Genomic DNA, 22,109 nt, shown 5'->3' with positions numbered 1-22,109 from the left:
CCTGGCGATTACCGGGTCTTCGTCAGCTGACGCCCGCATTGAGGAAGATGCCGCCATCGACCACGAGTGTCTGTCCCGTGATCCAGTCGGACTGGCTCGACGTGAGGAACGCGGCGGCGCCTCCGATGTCCTCGGGCACGCCGAGCCGCCCCAGGGGATACGCGGCGGCGGCCTCCTCCTCACGGCCCTCGTACAGCGCCTGGGCGAACTTGGTCTTGACCACGGCGGGCGCGATGGAGTTCACCCGCACCTTGGGCGCGAACTCGTGCGCGAGCTGCAGGGTGAGGTTGACCATGGCGGCCTTGCTCATGCCGTACGCGCCGATGAACGGGGAGGGGGCGACGCCCGCGACGGAGGCGATGTTCACGATCGCGCCGCCGTTCTCGCTCTGCCAGGCCTTCCAGGTCTGCTGGGCGAAGCCGAGCGCCGAGATCACGTTGGTCTCGAAGACCTTGCGCGCCACGTTGAGGTCGAGCTCCGCCATCGGCCCGAACACCGGGTTCGTACCGGCGTTGTTGATCAAGAAGTCGACCCGTCCGAAGGCCTCCATGGCGCGCTCGACGGCGACCGCCTGGTGGGCCTCGTCGTGGGCCTTGCCCGCGACGCCGATGACGCGGTCGGCGCCGAGCTTCTCGACGGCCTCCTTCAGCGCGTCCTCGTTGCGTCCGGTGATGCACACGCGGTCACCTCGGGCGACGAGCGCCTCCGCGATGCCGTAGCCGATGCCGCGGCTCGCGCCCGTGATGAGCGCGGCCTTTCCACTGTCCTGCACTGTCATCTCCGCATCCCTCCGGAACAGAACTACCGGAACAGAACTAGTTGAGCGGGCCGCCGGCCACGTACATGACCTGGCCCGAGACGAAGCCCGCGGCGTCGCCCGTGAAGAAGGCGATGGCGTTGGCGATGTCCTCGGGGCGGCCGACGCGCTGCACCGGGATCTGCGTGGCCGCCGCGGCCTGGAAGTCCTCGAAGCCCATGCCGACACGGTCGGCGGTGGCCTTGGTCATCTCGGTCACGATGAAGCCCGGGGCCACGGAGTTGGCGGTGACGCCGAACTTGCCGAGCTCCTTGGCCAGGGTCTTGGTGAAGCCCTGGAGTCCCGCCTTGGCCGCGGCGTAGTTCACCTGGCCGCGGTTGCCGAGCGCCGAGGACGAGGAGAGGTTCACGATCCGGCCGAACTTGGCGTCCACCATGTGCTTCTGGATCGCGCGGGACATCAGGAACGCACCGCGCAGGTGGACGTTCATGACCATGTCCCAGTCGTCCGCGCTCATCTTGAACAGGAGGTTGTCGCGGAGCACACCGGCGTTGTTCACGAGGATCGTGGGCGCGCCGAGCTCGTCGGCGATCCGGGCGATGGCCGCCTCGACCTGAGCCTCGTCGGACACGTCGCAGCCGACGGCGATCGCCTTGCCACCGGCAGCGGTGATCTGCGTGACGGTGTCCTTGCAGGCGGCCTCGTCGAGGTCGATCACCGCGACGGCGCGGCCCTCGGCGGCCAGACGCACGGCGGTCGCCGCGCCGATGCCTCGCGCTGCTCCGGTCACGACCGCGACGCGCTGCTCAGTGGTGGACATGCTGGTTCTCCTCGCCCTTGGGATGCGGCTCTACGGTACGCCCCGATGGTGAGCGACCGCTTAGTACCTTCAGCTGAACGAGACGCTAGAAGCCCTGGCACCCGGTGTCAACGGCACACCGGGGCCTGTGATTCTTTACCTCACCAGGAGGTCGAGGAGTCGGTCCACCTCCGCGGCAGGATCCGCGGTGAGGCCCGTATGCACCGGCCCCGGCTGTACGACGGTCGAGCGCGGCGCGATCAGCCACCGAAAACGCCGTCCGGCATCGTCCCGCTCGGCCTGACCAGCGCCTTCGCCGCCCACGCAGATCCGCTCGACGGCGCCGAGCGCGGCCCTGATGCCCCCGAGGTCGGCTTGCGGGTCCAAAGCCCGCAGCTTGCCCTCGTCGAGATGCGTGCGGGCGGCCACGAAGGACTTGGCCCGGCAGTAGACCACCACGCCCGCGTTGAACTGCTCGCCGCGCTCCACGCGCGGCACGACGCGCACCAGGGCGTATTCGAAGACGTCCCGCGCGGTCGGCGTCGGCTGCTCGGTCACTTGGTGGCACCCTTCCGCTGCTGCCCGGTCGGGCTCTGCGGCAGCTGGATCCGTTCGTGGATGGTCTCGGCGCGCGCCAGCAGTGCCGTCACATAGGCGCGGCGCACGGCGTCGGGGTCGTCGAAGCCCGGCTCGTCGACCAGCCACGCGTCGGGCACGTCGGCCGCGGCGGCCGCGAGCAGCTCCTGGGTGACGAGCGGGGCGAGCTCCGCGGCGGCCGTGGCGATGTCGGGCCCGAAGGGGGCGAGGGCGTGGTCGGAGGCGTCGTACGGCTTGGCGGCCGCGGTCTCGGCGGTGCGCCAGTTGTGGTGCCAGATCATGCTCGCGCCGTGGTCGATGAGCCACAGGTCACCGCCGGTCATGAGCATGTTCGGGTTGCGCCAGGAGCGGTCCACGTTGTTGATGAGCGCGTCGAACCACACGACGCGGCCCGCCGCGGCCGGACCGACGTCGTACGCGAGCGGGTCGAAGCCGAGCGCGCCGGAGAGGTACTCCATCCCGAGGTTCACTCCGCCGCTCGACTTGAGCAGCTGCTGCACCTGCTGATCGGGCTCGCCAAGGCCGAGCACCGGGTCGAGCCAGATCTGCGCGAGGCCCGGCACCCGCAGCCCGAGGCCGCGCGCCAGCTGCCCGCAGATCACCTCGGCGACGAGCGTCTTGCGGCCCTGACCGGCCCCGGTGAACTTCATGACGTACGGCGCATACGTCCCCCGGCCGTCGACGGCCTCGACGAGGCCGGGGAGCGATCCGCCCTCCCGCAGGGGCGTGGCGTAGCGGACCGCGGTGACTTCGGTGAGCATCGCCCCAGGTTAATGCCGCTCCGAACTCGGCTCGCGCAAGAAGTGCTTGCGGGCTTGAACACAGCGGCGCGTGGCCTCGTACCACCGGACATGACCCTTTCGAAGGAACAGTTGCCCACCCCGTCCCGCCGTTCGGTCGTCACCGCGGCGGGCGTCGTCAGCCTGGCCGCCGCCCTCGCCGCGTGCGGTGAGAGCGACGACGGTTACGGCTCGGAATCGGCCGCGGAGCAGAAACCCGAGGAGGGCGACGAGGCCGCCGGTGGCGCCGCCGCCGGGGCCGCGCTCGCCAAGACGTCGGAGATCCCGGTGGGCGGCGGCAAGATCTTCAAGAAGGAGGGGGTGGTGGTGACCCAGCCGACGGAGGGCGAGTTCAAGGCCTTCTCGAACCGCTGCACCCATAAACAATGTCCGGTGACGAGCGTCGAGGGCGGCACCATCAACTGCCCTTGCCACGGCAGCAAGTTCTCCATCGCCGACGGGAGCGTGAAGGCGTCCCCCGCGCCGAAACCGCTACCCGCCGCGGAGATCACCGTGGACGGCGACTCGATCACGCTGGCCTAGGTCGTTTCCAGGCGCCGAGGACCTCGTCGGTGGTGGCGACGGTGGCCACCAGTGCGAGGGTGTTGCGGATCATCGCGGGTGCGTAGTCGGAGGGGACTCCCGCGATGGCGTCCGAGGGCACGACAGCGTTGTAGCCCAGGTTCACGGCGTCGAAGACGGCATTCGGTATCGCCACGTTCGCCGACACACCGGTCACCAGGAGGGTGCGGCAGCCCAGGTTGCGCAGCAGCGGGTCGACGTCCGTGCCCGCGAGGGGCGAGAGCCCGTGCAGCCGCCGTACGACGAGGTCCTCGTCGGCCACTTCGATGGGCGGCGCGATGCGCACGGCCCGGGTCCCGGAGAGCTGCTGCACGGGCAGCCGCCCCGCGGCCCGGAAGAGGCGGGCGTTGCGGTTGGCGCCGCGCCCGTCGGGCCGCCGTTCGGCGACGGCGTGCAGGACCTGGACCCCGGCCTGGTGGGCGGCGGAGACGAGCCGCGCGACGTTCGCGAGGCAGCCCGACGAGCGTGCCTCGTCGGCGAGTTCGGGCAGCGCGCTCTCCGTCCCCACCACGCCCTGCTGGCATTCGACGGTCAGCAGGGCGGTGGTGGCGGGGTCGAGGAGTTCCGTGAGCTGTTCGTACGACGGCATCGCTCCCCCTGTCCGGGTCTCTTGGCTCGGCCGGGGCCACCGGCGCCCGGGATGCGCGGAGGTTAGCCGCCATTGCGTCATGGTGGAAGAGGCCGCATGCTTTCCGGGCGCAGCTTTCTGACGGTCAGTCAGGCCGATGGGCCAGCTGGTCAGTTCCAGTCGCGCGCCCGCCTTTTCCCATGCCGCAGGAGGACCGATGGCCGCCACACAGCGCCGGGGCCGCAGGATCATGATGACGCCGGACGAGCTCGACGCGTACCTCGGCACGGAGCGCACCTGCCGGGTCGCGACCGTGTCCGCCGACGGCGCGCCGCACGTCAGCGCGCTGTGGTTCGCCTGGGACGGCACGTCCTTGTGGCTCTTCTCGATCACCCGCAGCAAGCGCTGGTCCGACCTTCGCGGCGATCAGCGGATCGCCGTGGTGGTCGACTCGGGTGTGGAGTACGGGGAGTTGCGGGGCGTGGAGCTCTCCGGGACGGCGGTCTTCGTCGCCGAGTCACCGCGGATGGGAGAGCCCTGCCCCGAACTCGACGCCCCTGAGCGCCTTTTCACCCAGAAGTACTTCGGGATGGACACCATGCCGTACGACGGGAAGCACGCGTGGATCCGGCTCACCCCCGATGCGATCGCGTCCTGGGACTTCCGGAAGCTCGCGGCTCTGCCGACCCGCCCCTGACCCCACCGACCCGGCACCGCTTCGCTAGCGCAGCCCCGCCCCCGCCACCTGGAGCGCCTCCACCGCCGCCCTGATCGAAGGGCGGCGGTCGGCGTCCGCGCGCCACACCACGTACACATGACGTCGCACCCGGTGGCGCACCGGGACCGTCCTGACCCCGGCCGGCATGGGATCGCGCCCCAACTGGGGGGCCACGCACACGCCGAGACCCGCGGCCACCATCGCGAGCTGGGTGTGGTGCTCCTCCGCGCGGTGTGCGATCCGCGGCTCGATGCCCTTGGCGCGCAGGGTGAACATCAGCCACTCGTGGCAGAACTCCCCCTCCGCCCAGGCGATCCACTCGTCGTCCGCGAACTCCTCCAGATCCACCTCGGAGCGGTCGGCGAGGGGGTGCGCCGCGGGCAGGGCGATGTCCGCGGGGTCATCCAGGAGGGACGCCTTGACCAGGCCTCCGGGCACCGGCAGCGGCTTGTTGTACCAGTCGAGGACGACCGCCATGTCGATGTCGCCGCGCACCAGGGCGGCGACCGCGGGCTGCGGCTCCATCTCCTGGGAGCGGACGCGCAGACCAGGGTGTCCGGCACGCAGCGCGGTGAGCGTGGCGGGCAGCAGTCCGCGCATCGCCGTGGGGAACGCGGAGATCCGGAGCTCTCCGACAGCCTTGCCCCGCTGCTCCTCCAGGTCTGACTGCGCGAGCTCCACCTGGGAGAGGATGCGGGCGGCGTGCTCGGCGAGCAGTCTCCCCGCGTCGGTGAGGCGCACCCCGCGGCCGTTCTTGGCCAGGAGCTGCTGGCCCACCTCGCGCTCCAGTTTGGTCATCTGCTGGGAGACGGCCGACGTGGTGACGTGCAGCCCGGCCGCGGCGCCGCTGACCGAGCCGTGCCTGGCCAGGGCGTCCAGAGTGCGCAGTCGCTCGAGGTTCAACATGTAAGCGATGCTACGCGGTACTGGGCAGCTAATTTCGCTTGTTCTACGAGGTCGGAGGCCTCAATGTGACCTACATGCACGTCACCACCTCCCCTCCCTCCGCCTCCCCTGCCACTCCCTCCCCCGCCACGGTTGAATCCGCTCGGCCGAAGCGTCGCGCCCTCGGCTGGCGCCTCCGCTTCGGCGTCCTCTCGCTGATCTGGGGCTTCAGCTTCCTCCTGATCAAGGTCGGCACCGAGGGGTACGCTCCGTTCCAAGTCACCCTGGGGCGCCTGCTGTTCGGCACAGCTGTCGTCGCGGTCGTCCTGGTGATGAAGCGCGAGCGGCTGCCGCGCGGGGCACGGACATGGGCGCACCTCACGGTCTCCGCGCTGCTGCTCAACGCCCTGCCGTTCTCGCTCTTCGCGTACGCGGAGCTGACGATCCCGTCCACGCTCGCCGGCATCTGCAACGCGACCTCGCCCCTGTGGGGCATGGCGCTCTCCATGGTCGCGCTCTCCGAGGACCGGCCGACGCGGCGCAGGGTCGCGGGGCTCGGCCTCGGGTTCATCGGCGTGCTCACGGTGCTCGGCGCCTGGCAGGGCTTCAGCGGCATCGACTTCCGCGGCACGTCGCTGGCGCTGCTCGCCTCGCTGAGCTATCCGCTCGGCTGGATCTACGTGCGCCGCACCCTGGCGAGGACCGGCCACTCGAACCTCTCACTGACCGGCGCCCAACTGCTGGTCGCGACCGTCGAACTCGCCGTCGTGACGCCGCTGTTCACGTCGCTGCCCACGCACTTCCCCGTCATGCCGCTCCTCGCCATCGTGGCACTGGGTGCCGTCGGCACCGGGCTCGCCTTCCTGATCCAGTACGGCCTGGTCTCCGAGGTCGGTCCGACGACGGCCCAGATGGTCACGTACTTCGTCCCGGTCATCGCCACCGCGGCGGGCGTCGCCGTGCTGGGCGAGTCCCTGAGCTGGTCGACACCGGTCGGCGCGGTCATCGTCCTGGCAGGCGCAGCCCTCACCCAGTCCCGCCCACGCACCTCGCCCGGCCCCACCCGCACACCGGCGGAGCCCCACCGCACGACAGCCGGTCCCGCCGCCCCCGCCGCCCCCGCCGCCCCGACGGCCGAGCCCACTCACTCGTAACGCCGCGCAGGCGCACGCCCGGTGGCGGACGCGATGGCGTCCGCCACCGTCTCGATGTCCTGATCCCCCAGCGTCGACACCGTGATCCGCACCCCGGGCCTCGCGCTCATGCGAAAGCGCGCCCCCGGGGCGACGGCCCACCCCGCGTGCAGCAGTCTGGCGACCGCCCCGGTCTCCTCCGGCACGGGGACCCACACGTTCATGCCGCTGCGCCCGTGCGCCGCGACGCCACGCTCGGCGAGCGCGGTGATCAGGCCGTCACGCCGCCTGGCGTACGAGGCGGCCACCTCGCCCGTGTCCACCGCCCCCTCCGCCCACAGACGCACGACCGCGCGCTGCACGATGTGACTGACCCACCCGGGGCCCAGTCGCTGCCGCCCCTGGACGCGATCGACGGTGACCGCGTCCCCGGTGAGCAGGGCGAGCCGCAGGTCAGGGCCGTACGCCTTGGCCGTCGAGCGGATGAAGGCCCAGTTGCTGGTCACGCCCGCCAGCGGGTGCAGCGCCAGATCGACGATGGCGTGGCCGTGGTCGTCCTCGACGAGCAGTACGTCCTTGTGCGCGGAGAGGACTTTTCGCAGCGCACGCGCGCGTGGAGCACTGATCGCGGCGCCCGTCGGGTTCTGGGCGCGGTCGGTGACGATGAGCGCACGCGCGCCGCCGCGCAGCGCCTCCTCCACGTCGGCGGGCAACGGCCCGTCGTCATCGACGCCCACCGGGACCGTACGCAGTCCGAGCACCGGCATCAGATCGAGCAGGCTGCCCCAGCCGGGATCCTCGACCGCCACCGCGTCGCCGGGCTTGAGGTGGGCCGCCAGCACACGCTCGATCGCGTCGAGGGACCCCGAGGTGACGGCGACAGGACCGTCCGGCACCCCGTCCTCGTCGAGGGCCACGCGCGCGTGGCGGGTCATTTCGGGGTCCACGGCCTCCTGCCCGTACAGAACGGGCCGCCGGTCACCCTCGGCTGCGGCCGCCGCGAACGCCCCTGCCAGCGAAGGCAGCAACGCCGTATCCGGATTGCCATTGGACACATCACGCACACCGTCCGGCACATCCACACGGATCAGCTCACGCACCGTCGTCGCCGGCTTGGGGCGTACGCGACTGCCGCGCCGTCCCGCCGTCTCGATGACGCCGCGTTCGCGCAGCGTGCGGTAGGCCGCGGCCACCGTATTGGGATTCACCCCGAGCCGCTCCGCCAACTCTCGCAACGGTGGCAGGAGTTGACCCGGCTCCAGGTCCCCGCCACCCACCGCGCGCTCCACGCTGGCAGCGATCTCAGCTGCGCGTTTACCTTCGATCCGATACTCTCCTAGCACAAACAAGATTATGCACTAGTGCAATGGAGTAAGCAATGAGCGTCGCATCCGAGTCCGGCATCGAGGCCGGCATCGAGACCGCCACCGACACCGCCTCGTACGCGCCGACCGACCTCACCGTCCCCACCCGCGGGCGGGACCGTGCCGCGTACGACCAGGAGCTGGTGCACGCGATACTCGACGAGGCCTACGTCTGCCACCTCGGCTTCGTGCGTGACGGCGCCCCCGTCGTCCTGCCGACGCTGTACGGCCGCGTGGGCGAGCGCCTGTACGTGCACGGTTCGACGGGCTCCAGGCCGCTGCGGATGGCGTCGGACGGCCGCCGGCAGGAGGAGGACCCGGGCCTGGCGGTCTGCCTGACCGTCACCCACGTCGACGGCCTGGTCCTCGCCAGGTCGGCCTTCCACCACTCGATCAATTACCGCTCGGTGGTGATCCACGGCACCGCCCACCAGGTCACGGACCCCGAGGAGAAGCGCGCCGCCCTCGACTCGCTCGTCGACCACGTCGTGCCGGGCCGCTCCGCCGACTCCCGCCCCGCGAACGCGAAGGAGCTCGCGGCGACCGCCGTACTCAGCCTCGACCTCTCCGCGGTCTCCGCGAAGGTGCGCACCGGCGGCCCGAACGACGACCCCGAGGACCTCGACCTCCCCCACTGGGCCGGCGTCGTCCCGCTCCGCAAGGGCCACGACCCGCTCGTCCCCGCGGCCGATCTCGCCCCCGGCGTCGACGTGCCCGACTACCTGATCGAGCTGTGAGGTAGATCCACCACTTCGGGCAGCTCTCGGTGAACGGCCTCGCGCATGCGCCCCGCAAGGGGCGCGGGGCTGAGAGGCATGCGGCTCCGCCGCGCGGGCGCGATCATCCCTCACCGGCCCGCGGTTCGAGACAACGGGGCCCGTCAGCCCCGCCGCTCACTCCAACCGCGCGCCGCGAGAACCCGCACCGATCGTCTCCGCGACCGCGAGGCCCGTCACCGCGGCCAGCATCAGCAGGGTGCCGAGTACCGTCGACACGGTGAGCTCCTCACCCAGCAGCACGACCGCGATGACCGCCGCGCTCAGCGGTTCGAGGAGCGTGATCACGGAGACGGTCGCGGACCGGATGACGGCGGCGCCCGCGAAGTACAGGGCGTAGGCGACCGCCGTCGGGATCACGACGATGTACAGCAAGTACAGGCCCATCCGCGCCGGCTCCGCGGTGTGCGGCACGAGCCCCTCCACCGCCGCGAGCGGCAGCAGGCACACGGACACCACGGCGAACGACCAGACCGTCGTATCGGACGAGTCGGCGGCGCCGCCCCGCCCCCACCACCGCGTGAGCAGCGTCATCGCGGCGTACGCGGCGGCCGAGAGCAGTCCCCATCCGACGCCCGCCGGACGCACGCTCGCGTCCCCACCGCCGAGGACGAGCACCACGAGCCCGGCAAGGGCCCCGGCCACCGCCACGACACCGGCGCCTCCGAGCCGCTCCCCCATGGTGAACCGCGCCCCGAGCGCGATGAGTACGGGCCCCGCCCCCATCGTGACCACCGTGCCGACCGCGAGCCCGGTCGACTCGACGGCCGCGAAGTAGGCGGTCTGGAACACGGCGAGGGAGACGCCGGTCGCCACGATGCGCGGCAGCCCGCGCCGCAGCGGCGCGCCGACGGCGGCAGCGGCCGACCGGCGGCGCGAGCGCACCAGACGGAGGGCGAACAGCAGCACGAAGCCGCCCGCGCAGCGCCAGAAGGAGAGGCTGACCGGCCCCATGTCGCCGGCCGCGAAGACCAGTGCGGCGGCAGCTCCCGCGGTGCCCCATGCCGTACCGGCGACGATCAGATAGAGGAGGCCTCGCCCAACGGACAGTCCCGAGACGGCCGTTGGCAGAGGGGACGCAGGGGACGCAGGGGACGCAGTGGACACATCGGATGCATCGGACACACTGGGTGCACTTGACACGTTCGACACGTGATTTCTCCGCAGAAAGAAAGGAAGATCCCTGGCTTCGTCTGCGGGCAGCGTCGTTCCACCCGGCCACCGGCCGGGTGTGTTCCAGGAGGTGCCCGCGCCTAGGCGGCCGGGGGCGGAAGAACGAGCGCGCGTGAATGCATGATCAACACCCTAGACGGCAGTGCCGGTTGACGACAACTGCCCTTCCGGCCCCCGCACCCCGCCCGCGGTCGGCCCCTGCCGGGGCTTGGCGGGCGTGGACGACTGCGCGATGAACGCCCCCGCGAGCACCACGGCGCCCCCGATGATCTGCGGCGCCGACAGGTGTTCACCCAGCAGGACCCAGGCGAGCACGGTGGCGATGACCGCTTCCAGACAGGCCACGACACCCGCCACCTGCGGCGAGAGCCGGCGCACCGACAGCACCCCGGTGACGTACGCCACGACGGTCGCGATGAGCACGATCCAGCCGATGAGCACCCACGCGGGCACGGCCGTGCCGTCCATGGACGCGCTGTCGGCGAGCACCGACCAGTCCATGCCCCAGGGCCGCGCCACGACGGTCAGCACGGCGGCGCCGATCAGCAGTCCGTACGCGATGACGCCGAGCGGATCGGGGGCCGCGTCGCCCGCGTCGCTGCCCTGGTCGGACAGGACGAAGTAGCCGACCTGGCAGCACGCGGCGCCCAGCGCGAGCAGCAGGCCCACCGCGTCGAAGCTCAGCCCGGCCCACACCTCGACGACGCAGGCGAGGCCGCCGACCGCGAGCACCACGCCGACCGCCGCCGCGCGCGTCACGGGCCGCCGCTGCACGAAGCGCACCCAGCCGAGTACGAGCGCGGGCGCCAGATACTCGACGAGGAGCGCGACGCCGACAGGGATGCGGGAGATCGCCGCGAAGTAGCAGGCCTGGACACCGGCCACGGCGAGCAGGCCGAAGCCGAGCAGGAGTGCGGGCCTGCTCCGCAGCAGGGCGCGGTGGCGCCAGGCGACCGGCAGCATCACCAGGGCGGCGCCCGCCACCCGCAGCCACACCACGTGGAGCGGGTCGAGGCCCGCCTCGATCAGCGGCTTGGCCGCGACGCCCGAGCCGCCGAAGGCGACCGCCGACCCCAGGGCGAGCCCCAGGCCGACGCCTCTTCCGTGGCTCTGCCGCGAGCCTGCCTGATTCCCCTGAGACGCTTGCACCGGCACATCATGACAGGACGTGTCATGAGCGTCACCCCCGATAGACCCTGTCTCAATCAGCGGACGTCCCGGCGTACGGGTCCGCGCAGGGGCCGGTGGAAGGATCGGCGTAGGGATCGGCGTACGGGCCCGCGTACGGATCGACGAACGCACCGGCGGACGCCCCGGCGCACGGGTCGTCCTCGATCCGCCGGAGGATGATGTGCGCGTCGGCCCCGGCCCGCCCCAGGACCTCGACCGCGCGGCAGTCAGGGTCGGCGACGAGCGCCGCGAGCAGGTCGACGCCCAGGGCTCGCGGTTCACCACGGCGGCCGGCCCGCTCGATGGCCGCCTCCATGGCGGCGCTCGCGGACGGCGACCAGCCCGTCTCCTTCGCCGTCACGACCGCGGACTGCCGCGCCCCCACCATCGGCACCGCTCCGGAGTCCTCGACCGTCCCCTGCCACTGCAGGCCGTACCCGATGCTGCGCTGGATGAGATAGCCGAGCAGCCGCACCACTTGCGCACCGTCGTCGAACGCGGCCCGCACACCGGGGTCGGTCTCAAGGAGGGAGTGCAGCAGATGCGCGGTGTCGATCTGCCGGTCCCCGTCCCGCACGGCACGCCGGCGCGCGCCGGCCACCACCGACGTCAGCGCTGCGCTCAGTCGGGAGTCGGTCTCTGCTCGGGTCGGGCCGGGCTCGGCGCCCCGCGGGGTACGGCTTTGCACATCTTCCACCCCATCAGCCCCCGAAGGCCGCGTCATCGGCGGCGGGAAGCATCTTTGCGTCCGACACAGGTTGGGTACGCATGAGCGGCTTCTCCTCCTTACGGATGAGATCAGGCTGTTCTTCCCCGAGGGGCGCGCGCCGCCTTGATTCGCGCCGGGCACGCAACCGCGGCGCACCGGCCACTCGTCTTTCAGGCATGGAGTGCGGGTGCTGGACGGTCGCGCTGCCCGCGATCGACGGAAGGCAGTACGTGTACCGGGTGTACGCACCCGAGAACGCGCTGCCCGCCGATCTCTTCTGGGAAGCCTGGCACTGCCACGACGAAAGCCCGCTCCCCAGGGCGTGCGACCTCTTCGACGCGGCGGTGATACGCAGGGTGGGCTGATGCGCTGCGTGGACCGCCGCCGGCCCGCCTACGCGGGGCGCGTTCCGGTGACGACCGTCGCGTACAGCTCCTCGTCGCTCACCGACCGCGGGACGAGACCACCGTCCGCGACCGCTTTCAGCGCGTACGGCACCTGCCGCTCACTGGTCTCGAACAGCAGCCGGCCGCCGGGAGCCAGCCAGCGCGCGGCGTCCGCGGTCACCCGCCGCAGGACGTCGAGGCCGTCCGCTCCGCCGTCGAGGGCCACGCGCGCCTCGTGGACACGGGCTTCCGTCGGCAGCAGCCCGACCTCCTCGGTGGGTACGTAGGGGACGTTCGCCAGCAGTATGTCGACGCGCCCCCTGAGTGCGTCCGGCAGCGGCTCGTAGAGATCACCCTCGTACACGCGGCCCCGCACACCGGCGACGTTGCGCCGCGCGCACCGCACGGCGGCGGGGTCGATGTCGGCGGCGTGCAGTTCGATTCGGTCGACGGACGCCCCGAGTGCGGCCCCGAGCGCGCCCGAGCCGCAGCACAGGTCGACGACGACGGCGCCCGGCCGGGCGAGGGCGGCGGCCTCCCGCACGAGGAACTCGGTGCGCCGCCGGGGCACGAAGACGCCCACGTCCACGGCGATCCGCAGACCGCGGAACTCCGCCCAGCCGAGGACGTGTTCGAGGGGCCGGCCGATGACGCGCCGCTCCACCATCGCGGCGAGTTCGGCGGGGTCACGCGCGGTGTCGAGGAGCAACTCCGCCTCGTCCTCGGCGAAGACACAACCGGCGGCACGCAGCCTGGCGACGATGGCGGCAGGAGCGAGGGCGAGGGGTGTTATGAGCGGTGACGCGGGCGACGCGGGGGTGGCTTGTGACGAAGGTGAAGCCGACATGGGAAGAGAAACCTTTCGGGACGCCTGTGGGGCTCCCTTCGGTCACCTATGCCGGGTGAACCGCGCGGTCGTGAAGGGGGAGCACCCGACCTGCTACAGCGGTAATGGGGCTCACCTCCTGGGTCCGTCGTCCCGCGTCGGTCGCGGGGAGGGCAACAGTACCCGACCCGCTTCCGGACGGCATCGCCGGAACGACCACGACATCTGACGGTTCATCAGTATTGAATGTTCCGGGCCCTGCGGCTACGTTCCGCGACACCGCAGCTGCGCCCCGCCGCAGCGCACGAGAAGAAGGGGTCGTCGCATGGCCGAAGTCAGCGCGGAAGCACGGATCGAGGCGCCCGCCGAAAAGGTCTGGGCCCAACTCACCGACTTCTCCTCGTACGGCGAGTGGAACGCCACGCACACGAGTTTCCCCAACGGAGCCCCCACGACGCTGGAGACGGGCGGCACGTTCGCGGAGAACATGAAGCTGATGGGCTTCCCCGCCGAGGTCAACTGGACGGTCGAGGAGCTGGAGAGCGAGCGCACCCTCGCGATCAGGGGCAAGGGCCCGATGGGCGTCACGGTCGGCACCCGCTACACCCTCTCCCCCGAGGGGGACGCGACGAACGTACGCATAGAGGGGGAGTTCACGGGCGCGGCGGTCTCCCTGATGGCGGGCAAGCTGAAGGACTCGGCGACGGCCGCGCTGAACGAGTCACTGCGGAAGCTGGCGGGCCTGGTGACCTGAGCACCGCCCGGCCCCCTCCGGCCGGCCCCCCTCCGACGGACTCCCTCCCCCCGGGCTCCCCCGCACGCGAAGAGGCGCCCCACACATGAAGTGTGGGGCGCCTCAAGAGCAGCGGGGGTCATCTGCCCCCACGGCCTCAGTCCTCATCGGCGAGGATCAGATACAGCTTCTTACGGGCGTCGTTGATGACCGTGAGGGCCTTGTCGCGCTGGTCCTTGCTGCCGGTCTTCCAGACCTGGCCGAACGCCTCCATCAGGCCGAAACCGGCCTGCCGGATCTCACTCAGGGCCTCCCAGTCGACCCCGCGCCCGGCCTCTTCCCAAGGCGCGTCGGGACCTTCGTCGGCCGCGGTGCGGCCGGCGTCGGTGAGCGAGAAGAGCTTCTTGCCGCCCTCGCTCGCGCTGCTGATCAGGCCCTCGTCCTCCAGGAGCTGGAGGGTCGGGTAGACCGAACCGGGGCTGGGCTTCCATGCCCCGCCGCTGCGCTCGGCGATCTCCTGGATCATCTCGTAGCCGTGCATCGGCCGGTCCTTCAGAAGGGCAAGGATCGACGCGCGTACGTCACCGCGCCTCGCCCTGCCTCGCGGACCGCCCCTGCCACCTCGGCCACCCCAGGGGCCGCCGGGCCCACCGGGGCCTCCGAAGCCGGGCCCAAAGGGACCGAACGCCGCGCGCCGCCCCTCGAAACCGCCTCGCCCCTCGTGACCGGGGCCGTACTTTCCACGTCCGTGCTCGTGTTCATAACCGTGGGAACGCATCGCAATCACTCCTCGTATGTCAGGATCAACCGTGTAGTCGTTGATCAGTCGCGATGCCTCAACGATATATCGGGACCGCTCGCCTGGCAAGCCCTTCTCCCTTCCATCGATGCCTGCGACCAGTCGGCGGGGCTTACTCGGAGCCCAGATCCTCACCCTTCATCCGCAGCCGGGCGGGTCCCCATGGGTTCCGGGGACGTGGGGTACCGGGGGCGACTACGGCTGGCCCCTGCTGGCGGCAGCCGCCGCGCGAGCCCGCGACGCCAGTCTTTAGCCATCCGTCACGCCCAGGCCGTCCGAAGCTGTCAGGTCACGTGCAGGGTGACGTGGCCGACGGCCCCGCCGGGCTCCCTCATCGACGAGCACCGATCTACCCGCACCCCGCCAGCCGCACGAACGGGCGCCCGCCACCCCACGCCGACGTCCCTCACACCAGAACCCACGCCCGCGGCAGAGCCGAGCCCCCCCCCCGTCACCATCAGCACGCGCCGGCCCCGCGTCGTAGCGCGAGGCGGAATCCACGAGGCCAATCAGGCCACCAACCCCCAATTGGCCTTGTCCCGCCCCGGGATTGGCCCGCTAACGTCGACGACATGCCGACTCCTCACCGCATCCGCATCGTCGACGCCTTCACCGACCGCCCCTTCGCGGGCAACCCCGCGGGCGTCCTCCTCCTCGACACCTTCCCCGATGACAGCTGGCTCCAGAACGTGGCCACGGAGGTCAACCACGCCGAGACCGCCTTCGCCCACCCCCTCCCCGCGGGCGGCGAAGCCGACTGGGCGCTGCGGTGGTTCACGCCCGCCACCGAGGTGGACCTCTGCGGCCACGCCACGCTCGCCACCGCCCACGTCCTGCAAGTCACCGGCTCAGCCGAAGGCCCCGTACGGTTCGCCACCCGCAGCGGCGTCCTGACGACCATCGCGCACGCCGACGGCACCATCACCATGGACTTCCCGACCGCCCCGCTCACCCCGGTCGAGATCCCCGACGGGGTGGCCGAAGCACTCGGCGCCGAGCCGCTCGCGGTGTTCGACGCGGGGGCGAACCTCGGAGACCTGCTGGTCGAGCTCGCCGACGAGAAGACGGTGCGCGCCCTGGCCCCGGACCACAAGGCCCTGATCCGGCACTCCGAGCGCGGCATCATCGCCACCGCACGCGCCGAAGACCCCACCCGTGGCCACGACTTCGTCTCCCGGTGCTTCTTCCCGCGCGTCGGCATCGACGAGGACCCGGTGACCGGCAGCGCCCACACCGCTCTCGCCCCCTTCTGGTCCCAGCGTCTGGGGCGCACGGAGCTCACCGGCCTGCAGGCATCGGCCCGCAGCGGCCTCGTCCGCACCGAAGTGCGCGGCGACCGCACCCTCCTGACGGGCCGTGCGGTCACGGTCATCGAGGGCGACCTCTACGCCTGACACCGCTGGGAGACGTACAACTGTGGGGACGTACGACGCGGTCGTACGTCCCCACAGAACCACCGCGGCGGCACCGCCCACCCGCCTAAGGCGTCGGAAGCCACCCCACCTTCCCCGCGAGCAGCGCGTATCCGACGAACGCCCCGATATCCAGCAGCGAATGGGCCACCACCAGCGGCCCGACCCGTCCCCACCGCCGGTACAGGAGCACGAAGACGACCCCCATCGCCATGTTCCCGATGAACCCGCCGATGCCCTGATAGAGGTGGTACGAGCCGCGCAGCACCGAGCTGCCGACCAGCGCGGCCATCGGCGTCCAGCCCAACTGCCCGCACCTGCGCAGCAGATAGCCGACGACGATCACTTCTTCGAGTACCGCGTTCTGCACCGCGGACAGCACGAGCACCGGGTACTTCCACCACACGTCGGGCAGGTCCTCCGGCACCACCGTCAGGTTGAACCCCAGCCCGCGCGCCGCCAGATAGAAGGCGATCCCGGTGCTGCCGATCACCGCGGCGATCGCCGCCCCACGCCCCAGGTCCGGCCAGGGCCGGCTCCGGTCGAAGCCGATCGTGCGCAGCCCGGCGCCCTCGCGGATCAAGAAGTGCGCGACCAGCGCAACCGGCACCAACGCGGTCGTGATTCCGAACAATTGCCACGCGAGATCAAGCCACGGCCGCCCCGGAGCGGCCGACGCGTTCATGGTCGCGGCCTGGTCCTTGAGACCACCCGGTTTGGTGACCGATCCGACAAAGCTGATCAGCGCGGACACACCGCTCGCGCCCAGCGAGAGCGCCAGGACGAGCAGCGTCTCGTCCCGCAGGATCCGTCGCGATGGCCCCTCGCCCCGAAAAGAACCGGCCAACGGCCCGGACTCCGCTTGCACTCCGCCTCCAGTTGAGTAATCCCGCCTCATCCCCACCCCTGCCCCGCTAGGGTCTCGAAAGAAGTTACGAAGACCGTGCGCGACAGGCCGAGGGGGACGGACGCCGATTGCGGTCATGCCGCCCCCTCTTTCCTTGCTTCATCGCTCAAGGAGGGGCACCACCGCCATGGGACGTCACAGCTTGCCCGATGAGTACGGGACGGACGCACCCGACCCTCGGCCACGGCCCCGCGGCCGCAGCGTGGCCATCGCGACGGCGCTCGTCCTGACGGTCGCGGCGGGCACGGCGGTCGCGGTCCGCAGCGACCTGCTGGCCTTCGGCGGTTCCTGCCAGGACACGGTGAGCCTGGACGTCGTCGCCGCCCCCGCCATCGCCCCCGCCCTGCGCGCGGCGGCCGACGACGCGCGCGAGAAGGACGTCACGTCCGACGGGGCGTGCATCGACGTACGGGTCTCGGCCCGCGATTCGTACAAGGTCGCCGACGAACTGCGCACGGGCGAAGGCGATCCCGGCTACGACGTGTGGGTGCCGGACTCCGAACTGTGGGTGCAGCGCGCAGGACTCGGCGGCAAGCAGAACAAGGTGTCGCCCGCGGGGAACATAGCCTCCTCCCCGGTGGGCATGGCCATGATCCCCTCAGCCGCCAAGACCCTGGGGTGGCCCAGAAAGACGTACAGCTGGCCGGAGTTGACCGGCGCGGCGATGAAGGGCGACAAGCTGCGGCTCGGCGCCGCCGATCCCGCGCGCAGCGCGACCGGCCTCCTCGCGCTCGCGAAGCTGAGCACGTCGGCGAAGAAGGCGGGCGGCAAGGACGGTGACACCCGGGCCGCCGGGATGGCCAAGGCGCTGTCCGCACGCACCTCCGACAGCGACAGCCAGCTCCTGGACACCCTGGCCCGCGACTCCTCCGGCACCGAGCAGGGCAACCCGCGGCGCAACCACGCGCTGATCCTCTCCGAGCAGGCCGCGTTCGAGCACAACGCGTCGGCGGGCGAGGAGAACAGCCTGGACATGTTCTATCCGAAGGACGGCTCGCCGCGCCTCGACTACCCGTACACGCTGGTCCAGGAGGACGAGCTGTCCACGGACCAGAGCCGGGCCGCCCTGCGCTTCATGACCCTGTTCAGCGACGAGGGCGGCCGCGCGATCCTGGAGAAGCACGGCTTCAGGACCGGCACCGAGGGCCCCTCGGAGAAACTCGTCACGGCGGCCGGGGGCCGCACCCCGCAGCCGTACGACGACGAGGCGAGCGAGCCGCCCTCCGAGAAGGAGGTCCAGGAGACGCTCGGCATGTGGACGATCACCGTGCAGAGCGCACGGCTCAGCACGGTCGTCGACGTCTCGGACTCCATGGGCGAGTTCGTGCCCGGCCAGGGCCGGACGCGGATGGAGGTCACCAAGTCCTCGCTGCTCCAGGCGCTCGCGGGGTTCACCGACGAGGACGAGATCGGCCTCTGGGAGTTCGCCACCCTCCTCGACGGCGAGCGCGACTACCGCAAGCTCGTGCCGACCGAGCGGCTCGGCGACCGGAAAGGCGAGGGAACCCAGCGCGACAGGATCTCGGAGGCCTTCGGCGACCTGACCCCCATCCCGGGCGGCGCGACCGGCCTGTACGACACCACGCTCGCGGCGTACAAGGAAGCCACGTCGACCTACGCGAGCGGCAAGTTCAACGCGCTCGTGGTGCTGACGGACGGCGCGAACCAGGACCCCGGCTCCATCGCGCGCAGCAACCTCGTCTCGCAGCTGGAGAACCTCTCCGACCCCAAGCGGCCGGTGCCGCTCATCGCCATCGCGGTCGGACCGAACGCGGACAAGGAGGAGGTCGTGCAGATCGCGGAGGCCACCGGCGGTTCCGGCCACCAGGTCGACGACCCGGCGCAGATCCACGCGGTCATCCTCAAGGCCATCATGGAGGCGGGCAGCCACGGCTGAGCCGGTCGCCGCACGCCTCCGCTCAGGTCACCTCAGCTCAGGACGGCGGGCTCGGGCAGCCCCACCGGCCAGGTGTGCACCGGGTCCCCCGCGTGCATCAGCTCGGCGTAGCGCCGTGTCGTCGCGGCGAGCGCGGCATCGCGCTCGAGGCCGGTCTCCAGGGCCTGGTGGTACGTCGCCGCCTGCCAGGACGCCCCGTTCACCCGGCGCCTGCACCGCTCCTCGATGACGCCGAGGTAGAAGTCGCGGTCGGCGGACTCGACACCCCACGCGTCGAGCCCGGCCGCGGCCAGCGGCAACAGCTCGTCGCGTACGAGAGCGACCGCCGGCACCTCCACGATCCCGCCGGAGCGACCGCGCCGCGGCCACTGCAGACGGGCCTCGATGCCGTCGCGGCACGCGGTGTCGAAGTTGGCGGCCGCGGCCTCGAAGGGCAGCCGGGTCCACACGGGCCGCGGCTCCTCGGCGAGGGCGCGTACGACGCCGTAGTAGAAGGCGGCGTTGGCGATGACGTCGGTGACGGTGGGGCCCGCGGGCAGGACGCGGTTCTCCACCCGCAGGTGCGGTACGCCGCCCGCGATGCCGTACACGGGGCGGTTCCAGCGGTACACGGTGCCGTTGTGCAGGACGAGTTCGCCCAGTTGCGGCACACGTCCGGCGTCGAGCACCTCCAGCGGTTCCTCGTCGTCCATGAGGGGGAGCAGCGCGGGGAAGTAGCGCAGGTTCTCCTCGAAGAGCTCGTACGCGTCGCTGATCCAGCGCTCGCCGAACCATGTCCGTGGCCGTACGCCCTGGGCCTTGAGTTCGGGCGGCCGGGTGTCGGTGGACTGCAGGAACAGCGGTGGGCGCGACTCGCGCCACAGCTCACGCCCGAACAGGAACGGCGCGTTGGCGCCGACGGCGACCTGCGCCGCGGCGACGGCCTGCGCGGCGTTCCACACGTCGGCGAACCTGCCCGGCGTGACCTGGAGGTGCAACTGCACGGACGTGCACGCCGCTTCGGGCGCGATCGACGCGGACGTGCAGGTGAGCCGCTCCACGCCCTGGATGTCCAGGACGAACTCCTCGCCGCGCGCGGCCACGATCTGGTCGTTGAGCAGTGCGTAGCGGTCGACGTCGGAGAGGTTTCCGGAGACCAGGTCGTGGTGTGCGAGTGTCGGCAGAATGCCGATCATCACGATGCCGGCGTTCACCTCGTTCGCTTTCCGGTGGGCATAGGCGAGGCCGGTGCGCAGCTCCTCGGCGAGTCGGTCCAGAACGCGTCCGCCCAATCGGTGCGGTGCGATATTGACTTCAAGATTGAACATTCCGAGTTCTGTCTGGAAGTCCCGGCTCGCGATCCGTGCGAGAACTTCCCCGTTCAGCATTCTCGGCATGCCGTCCGGCCCCGCGAGATTCAGCTCGATCTCCACACCCATGAGGTTCTTGGGCCGGTCGAACCGCTCCTCGTCCAACAGTCTCCGCAGCCCCGCCAGACACTCCTTGAGCTTGGCCCGGTACCGGTTCCGGTCGGCCAGATCGAACGATCCTGCTACGACCTTCTCCCCCATCGAAGCGTCCCCTCCTCGGATGGGCAGCCAATGATCCGGCCGCTGTGTCTCGGTGGATGATGCCCTGCAATGTGATCGATAACGCCCCGCACATGCCACCGGCCCAGTACGCTCTACGCCATGTACGCGCGGCACATTCACCAGGCATGAGATGCGCCCGGGAATCATCGCCTCGGAGCCTGGTGAAAAACACCGATGGGAATCGGCCGTCCGCTCCTGCGAAGAGAGCCGAGGTCACACGTCCGGGCCTCGTCATGAATCGGGTTAAAGCCCGCAAAATGGCGACCGAATAACGCCTTGCAGGCAATATCGGGTGCGGTTAGACGAAACACTGCCTGAACACGTGTCGTATAAACTCCGCGAACGAGGCAGAGAGTTGGCGCTCGCGGTCCCCTGCCCCCGCCCCTCTGTCTTCGGAGCAGACAGCGACGTCCGCACCTGTCCTCGTTCCACCGTGCCTGTCGAATGAGAGAGGCGACTCATCATGCCGCTGCAAGTCCCCCCGGCTCCCGCGCCCGCCCTGCGCAGCGTCCTCGCGGCACTCGGTTCACCCACGGCCGTACGCGAAGCCCGCACCCCGTCCCTGCGCGCCGTGCAGGGGCCCACGAGTCCCGAACTCCCTTTGCCGGTGCACGTACTTGACCGGATCAACCCGACGGACGCCTCGCCCACCCGGCTCACGGGGTGGCGCTTCTTGATCCGCTCCGGTGAGCGAGCCGTCGCCGCGGCGGAGACGATGCTGACCCCTGACGGGTGGACCTTCTCGCACTTCTTCGAAGGTCCGTACATAGCGTCCACCGAGCGCGCCCTCCGTCATGCCGAAGCGATGCCCATGCCGTACCAGCCACGACTGTTGTCCGTACCCGAGCTTTACATGCTGACACTCTGGCTGCACGGTGACTGCACCGCGGACGGCGCGAGCGGCCATCTCGCGCCCACCGACATCCTCGTGCCCCTTGCACCCGCGCCCCCGGGCATCGCCGCTCACCGCCCGCACCGCGCCGCGGAGCTCCTCAAGGTCCTCACGCATCGCATGACCCCGGCACCGCTGCTCGGCTCACCCGCCTGACCTCGCCGTACGTTCCCGTGCCCCGCCGCCGCCCTGGCCGCGGGGCCCGGCGCGTCCTGCGCCCATACGGACTAGCCCGGTATGACCACACCGAACCACCCGAAGGGACAGTGCAGTTGGGCTGAACCGTCCGGGCGGGTGATACGTCATTAAGCAGTAAGGAGCGCTGCCGCTAAATCCCTGCGGATTGACGCCCGTAGGGCAACACTGGGACCGACCGACTAAACGGGGGGCGGCCATGAACACCGCATCGAGCCGCAAGGCAGACGTCACAGCCATCACACCGCAGCGAAAGAACCCTTCCATGTGCCAGCACCAACCACCGTGCCCGACAGCCGACTCCGCCGACCGGGAAGCCGCGCTCCTCATGGCGAGCCACCCGGAGCAGGGCTGGAGCCTGCTGTGCAACGGCGTCCTTCTCTTCGAGGACACCGGTGAACTGCTGCCGGACGGCCAGATCATCGCCCCGCATCGACCGCTGGGGACCGACAAGATCATGACTGCCGCCTGACCGACGGCA

The 22,109-nt window shown here is 71.0% G+C and carries 24 protein-coding genes; 10 read left to right on the top strand and 14 right to left on the bottom strand.

The features are described 5' to 3' along the window. Window positions 1-22: 22 nt before the first annotated feature. The 4 genes from ACIBCK_RS06520 to ACIBCK_RS06505 form a co-directional block, all read right to left on the bottom strand. The gene (locus tag ACIBCK_RS06520; RefSeq protein ID WP_249591259.1) at window positions 23-778 is read right to left on the bottom strand and encodes an SDR family oxidoreductase; all 756 of its coding nucleotides are present in this window, start codon (window positions 776-778) and stop codon (window positions 23-25) included. A gap of 37 nt (window positions 779-815) precedes the next feature. Then, complete coding sequence (fabG, locus tag ACIBCK_RS06515; RefSeq protein ID WP_399387347.1) at window positions 816-1,577, bottom strand: 3-oxoacyl-ACP reductase FabG; 762 nt, start codon at window positions 1,575-1,577, stop codon at window positions 816-818. Window positions 1,578-1,712: 135 nt separating this feature from the next. After that, on the bottom strand, window positions 1,713-2,114 hold the full coding sequence (locus tag ACIBCK_RS06510; RefSeq protein ID WP_399387345.1) for a DUF3037 domain-containing protein: 402 nt from the start codon (window positions 2,112-2,114) through the stop codon (window positions 1,713-1,715). Next, window positions 2,111-2,914, bottom strand: coding sequence for a HipA family kinase (locus ACIBCK_RS06505; protein ID WP_399387344.1), 804 nt, complete (start codon window positions 2,912-2,914; stop codon window positions 2,111-2,113). Before ACIBCK_RS06505 ends, ACIBCK_RS06510 begins: the two co-directional genes overlap by 4 nt. A gap of 90 nt (window positions 2,915-3,004) precedes the next feature. On the opposite strand from ACIBCK_RS06505, the gene ACIBCK_RS06500 reads away from it, so the two are divergent. Further along, window positions 3,005-3,475 carry a Rieske (2Fe-2S) protein gene (locus ACIBCK_RS06500; protein WP_399387342.1) on the top strand — a complete coding sequence of 157 codons (471 nt, stop codon included), beginning with the start codon at window positions 3,005-3,007 and terminating at the stop codon, window positions 3,473-3,475. Here the strand turns inward: ACIBCK_RS06500 and ACIBCK_RS06495 are convergent. Beyond that, window positions 3,462-4,103, bottom strand: coding sequence for a cysteine hydrolase (locus ACIBCK_RS06495; RefSeq protein WP_399387340.1), 642 nt, complete (start codon window positions 4,101-4,103; stop codon window positions 3,462-3,464). The two genes, ACIBCK_RS06500 and ACIBCK_RS06495, sit on opposite strands and share 14 nt — an antisense overlap. Before the next feature lie 196 nt (window positions 4,104-4,299). Between ACIBCK_RS06495 and ACIBCK_RS06490 the strand changes: the two genes are divergently transcribed. Beyond that, window positions 4,300-4,779 carry a pyridoxamine 5'-phosphate oxidase family protein gene (locus ACIBCK_RS06490; protein WP_399387338.1) on the top strand — a complete coding sequence of 160 codons (480 nt, stop codon included), beginning with the start codon at window positions 4,300-4,302 and terminating at the stop codon, window positions 4,777-4,779. A gap of 24 nt (window positions 4,780-4,803) precedes the next feature. Here ACIBCK_RS06490 and ACIBCK_RS06485 read toward each other — a convergent pair whose 3' ends face one another. Further along, the gene (locus ACIBCK_RS06485) at window positions 4,804-5,706 is read right to left on the bottom strand and encodes a LysR family transcriptional regulator (protein WP_399387337.1); all 903 of its coding nucleotides are present in this window, start codon (window positions 5,704-5,706) and stop codon (window positions 4,804-4,806) included. Between the two features lie 74 nt (window positions 5,707-5,780). On the opposite strand from ACIBCK_RS06485, the gene ACIBCK_RS06480 reads away from it, so the two are divergent. Next, complete coding sequence (locus tag ACIBCK_RS06480; RefSeq protein ID WP_399387336.1) at window positions 5,781-6,839, top strand: DMT family transporter; 1,059 nt, start codon at window positions 5,781-5,783, stop codon at window positions 6,837-6,839. Here the strand turns inward: ACIBCK_RS06480 and ACIBCK_RS06475 are convergent. After that, complete coding sequence (locus ACIBCK_RS06475) at window positions 6,830-8,161, bottom strand: aminotransferase class I/II-fold pyridoxal phosphate-dependent enzyme (RefSeq protein ID WP_399387334.1); 1,332 nt, start codon at window positions 8,159-8,161, stop codon at window positions 6,830-6,832. The genes ACIBCK_RS06480 and ACIBCK_RS06475 overlap by 10 nt on opposite strands. 35 nt (window positions 8,162-8,196) lie before the next feature. Here ACIBCK_RS06475 and ACIBCK_RS06470 point away from each other — a divergent pair, with 35 nt between their 5' ends. Continuing rightward, complete coding sequence (locus tag ACIBCK_RS06470) at window positions 8,197-8,919, top strand: pyridoxamine 5'-phosphate oxidase family protein (RefSeq protein ID WP_399387332.1); 723 nt, start codon at window positions 8,197-8,199, stop codon at window positions 8,917-8,919. 156 nt (window positions 8,920-9,075) lie between these two features. Here the strand turns inward: ACIBCK_RS06470 and ACIBCK_RS06465 are convergent, their stop codons facing one another. The 3 genes from ACIBCK_RS06465 to ACIBCK_RS06455 form a co-directional block, all read right to left on the bottom strand. Next, window positions 9,076-10,029 (bottom strand): DMT family transporter, encoded by a 954-nt coding sequence (locus ACIBCK_RS06465; RefSeq protein ID WP_399388844.1) that lies wholly within the window; start codon window positions 10,027-10,029, stop codon window positions 9,076-9,078. A 234-nt stretch (window positions 10,030-10,263) separates the two neighbouring features. Next, complete coding sequence (locus ACIBCK_RS06460) at window positions 10,264-11,286, bottom strand: EamA family transporter (protein WP_399387331.1); 1,023 nt, start codon at window positions 11,284-11,286, stop codon at window positions 10,264-10,266. Between the two features lie 46 nt (window positions 11,287-11,332). Beyond that, the gene (locus tag ACIBCK_RS06455) at window positions 11,333-11,989 is read right to left on the bottom strand and encodes a Clp protease N-terminal domain-containing protein (RefSeq protein WP_399387329.1); all 657 of its coding nucleotides are present in this window, start codon (window positions 11,987-11,989) and stop codon (window positions 11,333-11,335) included. Between the two features lie 197 nt (window positions 11,990-12,186). Here ACIBCK_RS06455 and ACIBCK_RS06450 point away from each other — a divergent pair, with 197 nt between their 5' ends. Beyond that, the gene (locus ACIBCK_RS06450) at window positions 12,187-12,375 is read left to right on the top strand and encodes a hypothetical protein (RefSeq protein ID WP_367039686.1); all 189 of its coding nucleotides are present in this window, start codon (window positions 12,187-12,189) and stop codon (window positions 12,373-12,375) included. 28 nt (window positions 12,376-12,403) lie between these two features. On the opposite strand, the gene ACIBCK_RS06445 is transcribed toward ACIBCK_RS06450, so the two are convergent. Beyond that, entirely contained in the window at window positions 12,404-13,243 is an 840-nt protein-coding gene (locus ACIBCK_RS06445; protein WP_399387327.1) for a putative protein N(5)-glutamine methyltransferase, read from the bottom strand. A 304-nt stretch (window positions 13,244-13,547) separates the two neighbouring features. Between ACIBCK_RS06445 and ACIBCK_RS06440 the strand changes: the two genes are divergently transcribed. Next, complete coding sequence (locus ACIBCK_RS06440; protein WP_399387325.1) at window positions 13,548-13,976, top strand: SRPBCC family protein; 429 nt, start codon at window positions 13,548-13,550, stop codon at window positions 13,974-13,976. Window positions 13,977-14,112: 136 nt separating this feature from the next. On the opposite strand, the gene ACIBCK_RS06435 is transcribed toward ACIBCK_RS06440, so the two are convergent. Further along, entirely contained in the window at window positions 14,113-14,733 is a 621-nt protein-coding gene (locus ACIBCK_RS06435) for a PadR family transcriptional regulator (RefSeq protein ID WP_399387323.1), read from the bottom strand. A gap of 593 nt (window positions 14,734-15,326) precedes the next feature. On the opposite strand from ACIBCK_RS06435, the gene ACIBCK_RS06430 reads away from it, so the two are divergent. Further along, window positions 15,327-16,148, top strand: a complete 822-nt coding sequence (locus ACIBCK_RS06430) for a PhzF family phenazine biosynthesis protein (RefSeq protein ID WP_399387322.1) — start codon at window positions 15,327-15,329, stop codon at window positions 16,146-16,148. A gap of 85 nt (window positions 16,149-16,233) precedes the next feature. Here ACIBCK_RS06430 and ACIBCK_RS06425 read toward each other — a convergent pair whose 3' ends face one another. After that, window positions 16,234-17,034 carry a CPBP family intramembrane glutamic endopeptidase gene (locus tag ACIBCK_RS06425; RefSeq protein WP_399387320.1) on the bottom strand — a complete coding sequence of 267 codons (801 nt, stop codon included), beginning with the start codon at window positions 17,032-17,034 and terminating at the stop codon, window positions 16,234-16,236. Window positions 17,035-17,200: 166 nt separating this feature from the next. Here ACIBCK_RS06425 and ACIBCK_RS06420 point away from each other — a divergent pair, with 166 nt between their 5' ends. Continuing rightward, on the top strand, window positions 17,201-18,970 hold the full coding sequence (locus tag ACIBCK_RS06420) for a substrate-binding and VWA domain-containing protein (protein ID WP_399387318.1): 1,770 nt from the start codon (window positions 17,201-17,203) through the stop codon (window positions 18,968-18,970). 32 nt (window positions 18,971-19,002) lie between these two features. Here ACIBCK_RS06420 and ACIBCK_RS06415 read toward each other — a convergent pair whose 3' ends face one another. After that, window positions 19,003-20,520 (bottom strand): glutamate--cysteine ligase, encoded by a 1,518-nt coding sequence (locus tag ACIBCK_RS06415; protein ID WP_399387316.1) that lies wholly within the window; start codon window positions 20,518-20,520, stop codon window positions 19,003-19,005. A gap of 484 nt (window positions 20,521-21,004) precedes the next feature. Between ACIBCK_RS06415 and ACIBCK_RS06410 the strand changes: the two genes are divergently transcribed. Together ACIBCK_RS06410 and ACIBCK_RS06405 are read left to right on the top strand one after the other, a co-directional pair. Continuing rightward, a complete protein-coding gene (locus ACIBCK_RS06410) occupies window positions 21,005-21,589 on the top strand; it encodes a hypothetical protein (protein WP_399387314.1) in 585 nt (194 codons plus the stop codon). Between the two features lie 304 nt (window positions 21,590-21,893). Beyond that, the gene (locus ACIBCK_RS06405) at window positions 21,894-22,100 is read left to right on the top strand and encodes a DUF5999 family protein (RefSeq protein ID WP_361843540.1); all 207 of its coding nucleotides are present in this window, start codon (window positions 21,894-21,896) and stop codon (window positions 22,098-22,100) included. Window positions 22,101-22,109 lie beyond the last annotated feature (9 nt).

It is taken from the genome of Streptomyces sp. NPDC051218 (assembly GCF_044455475.1).
Lineage (GTDB): Bacteria > Actinomycetota > Actinomycetes > Streptomycetales > Streptomycetaceae > Streptomyces.
Note: the sequence above shows the minus strand (reverse complement) of the source record. Positions and strands in the feature narration are given on the sequence as shown.

Bases quoted from the DNA above. Each gene is read 5' to 3' on its own strand.
- ACIBCK_RS06480 (WP_399387336.1), top strand. From the start codon at position 5,781: ATGCACGTCACCACCTCCCCTCCCTCCGCCTCCCCTGCCACTCCCTCC.
- ACIBCK_RS06435 (WP_399387323.1), bottom strand. From the start codon at position 14,733: ATGCGTTCCCACGGTTATGAACACGAGCACGGACGTGGAAAGTACGGC.
- fabG (WP_399387347.1), bottom strand. From the start codon at position 1,577: ATGTCCACCACTGAGCAGCGCGTCGCGGTCGTGACCGGAGCAGCGCGA.
- ACIBCK_RS06495 (WP_399387340.1), bottom strand. From the start codon at position 4,103: ATGCCGTCGTACGAACAGCTCACGGAACTCCTCGACCCCGCCACCACC.
- ACIBCK_RS06450 (WP_367039686.1), top strand. From the start codon at position 12,187: ATGGAGTGCGGGTGCTGGACGGTCGCGCTGCCCGCGATCGACGGAAGG.
- ACIBCK_RS06430 (WP_399387322.1), top strand. From the start codon at position 15,327: ATGCCGACTCCTCACCGCATCCGCATCGTCGACGCCTTCACCGACCGC.
- ACIBCK_RS06505 (WP_399387344.1), bottom strand. From the start codon at position 2,914: ATGCTCACCGAAGTCACCGCGGTCCGCTACGCCACGCCCCTGCGGGAG.
- ACIBCK_RS06405 (WP_361843540.1), top strand. From the start codon at position 21,894: ATGTGCCAGCACCAACCACCGTGCCCGACAGCCGACTCCGCCGACCGG.
- ACIBCK_RS06500 (WP_399387342.1), top strand. From the start codon at position 3,005: ATGACCCTTTCGAAGGAACAGTTGCCCACCCCGTCCCGCCGTTCGGTC.
- ACIBCK_RS06470 (WP_399387332.1), top strand. From the start codon at position 8,197: ATGAGCGTCGCATCCGAGTCCGGCATCGAGGCCGGCATCGAGACCGCC.
- ACIBCK_RS06445 (WP_399387327.1), bottom strand. From the start codon at position 13,243: ATGTCGGCTTCACCTTCGTCACAAGCCACCCCCGCGTCGCCCGCGTCA.
- ACIBCK_RS06415 (WP_399387316.1), bottom strand. From the start codon at position 20,520: ATGGGGGAGAAGGTCGTAGCAGGATCGTTCGATCTGGCCGACCGGAAC.
- ACIBCK_RS06410 (WP_399387314.1), top strand. From the start codon at position 21,005: ATGCCGCTGCAAGTCCCCCCGGCTCCCGCGCCCGCCCTGCGCAGCGTC.
- ACIBCK_RS06520 (WP_249591259.1), bottom strand. From the start codon at position 778: ATGACAGTGCAGGACAGTGGAAAGGCCGCGCTCATCACGGGCGCGAGC.
- ACIBCK_RS06490 (WP_399387338.1), top strand. From the start codon at position 4,300: ATGGCCGCCACACAGCGCCGGGGCCGCAGGATCATGATGACGCCGGAC.
- ACIBCK_RS06485 (WP_399387337.1), bottom strand. From the start codon at position 5,706: ATGTTGAACCTCGAGCGACTGCGCACTCTGGACGCCCTGGCCAGGCAC.
- ACIBCK_RS06440 (WP_399387325.1), top strand. From the start codon at position 13,548: ATGGCCGAAGTCAGCGCGGAAGCACGGATCGAGGCGCCCGCCGAAAAG.
- ACIBCK_RS06420 (WP_399387318.1), top strand. From the start codon at position 17,201: ATGGGACGTCACAGCTTGCCCGATGAGTACGGGACGGACGCACCCGAC.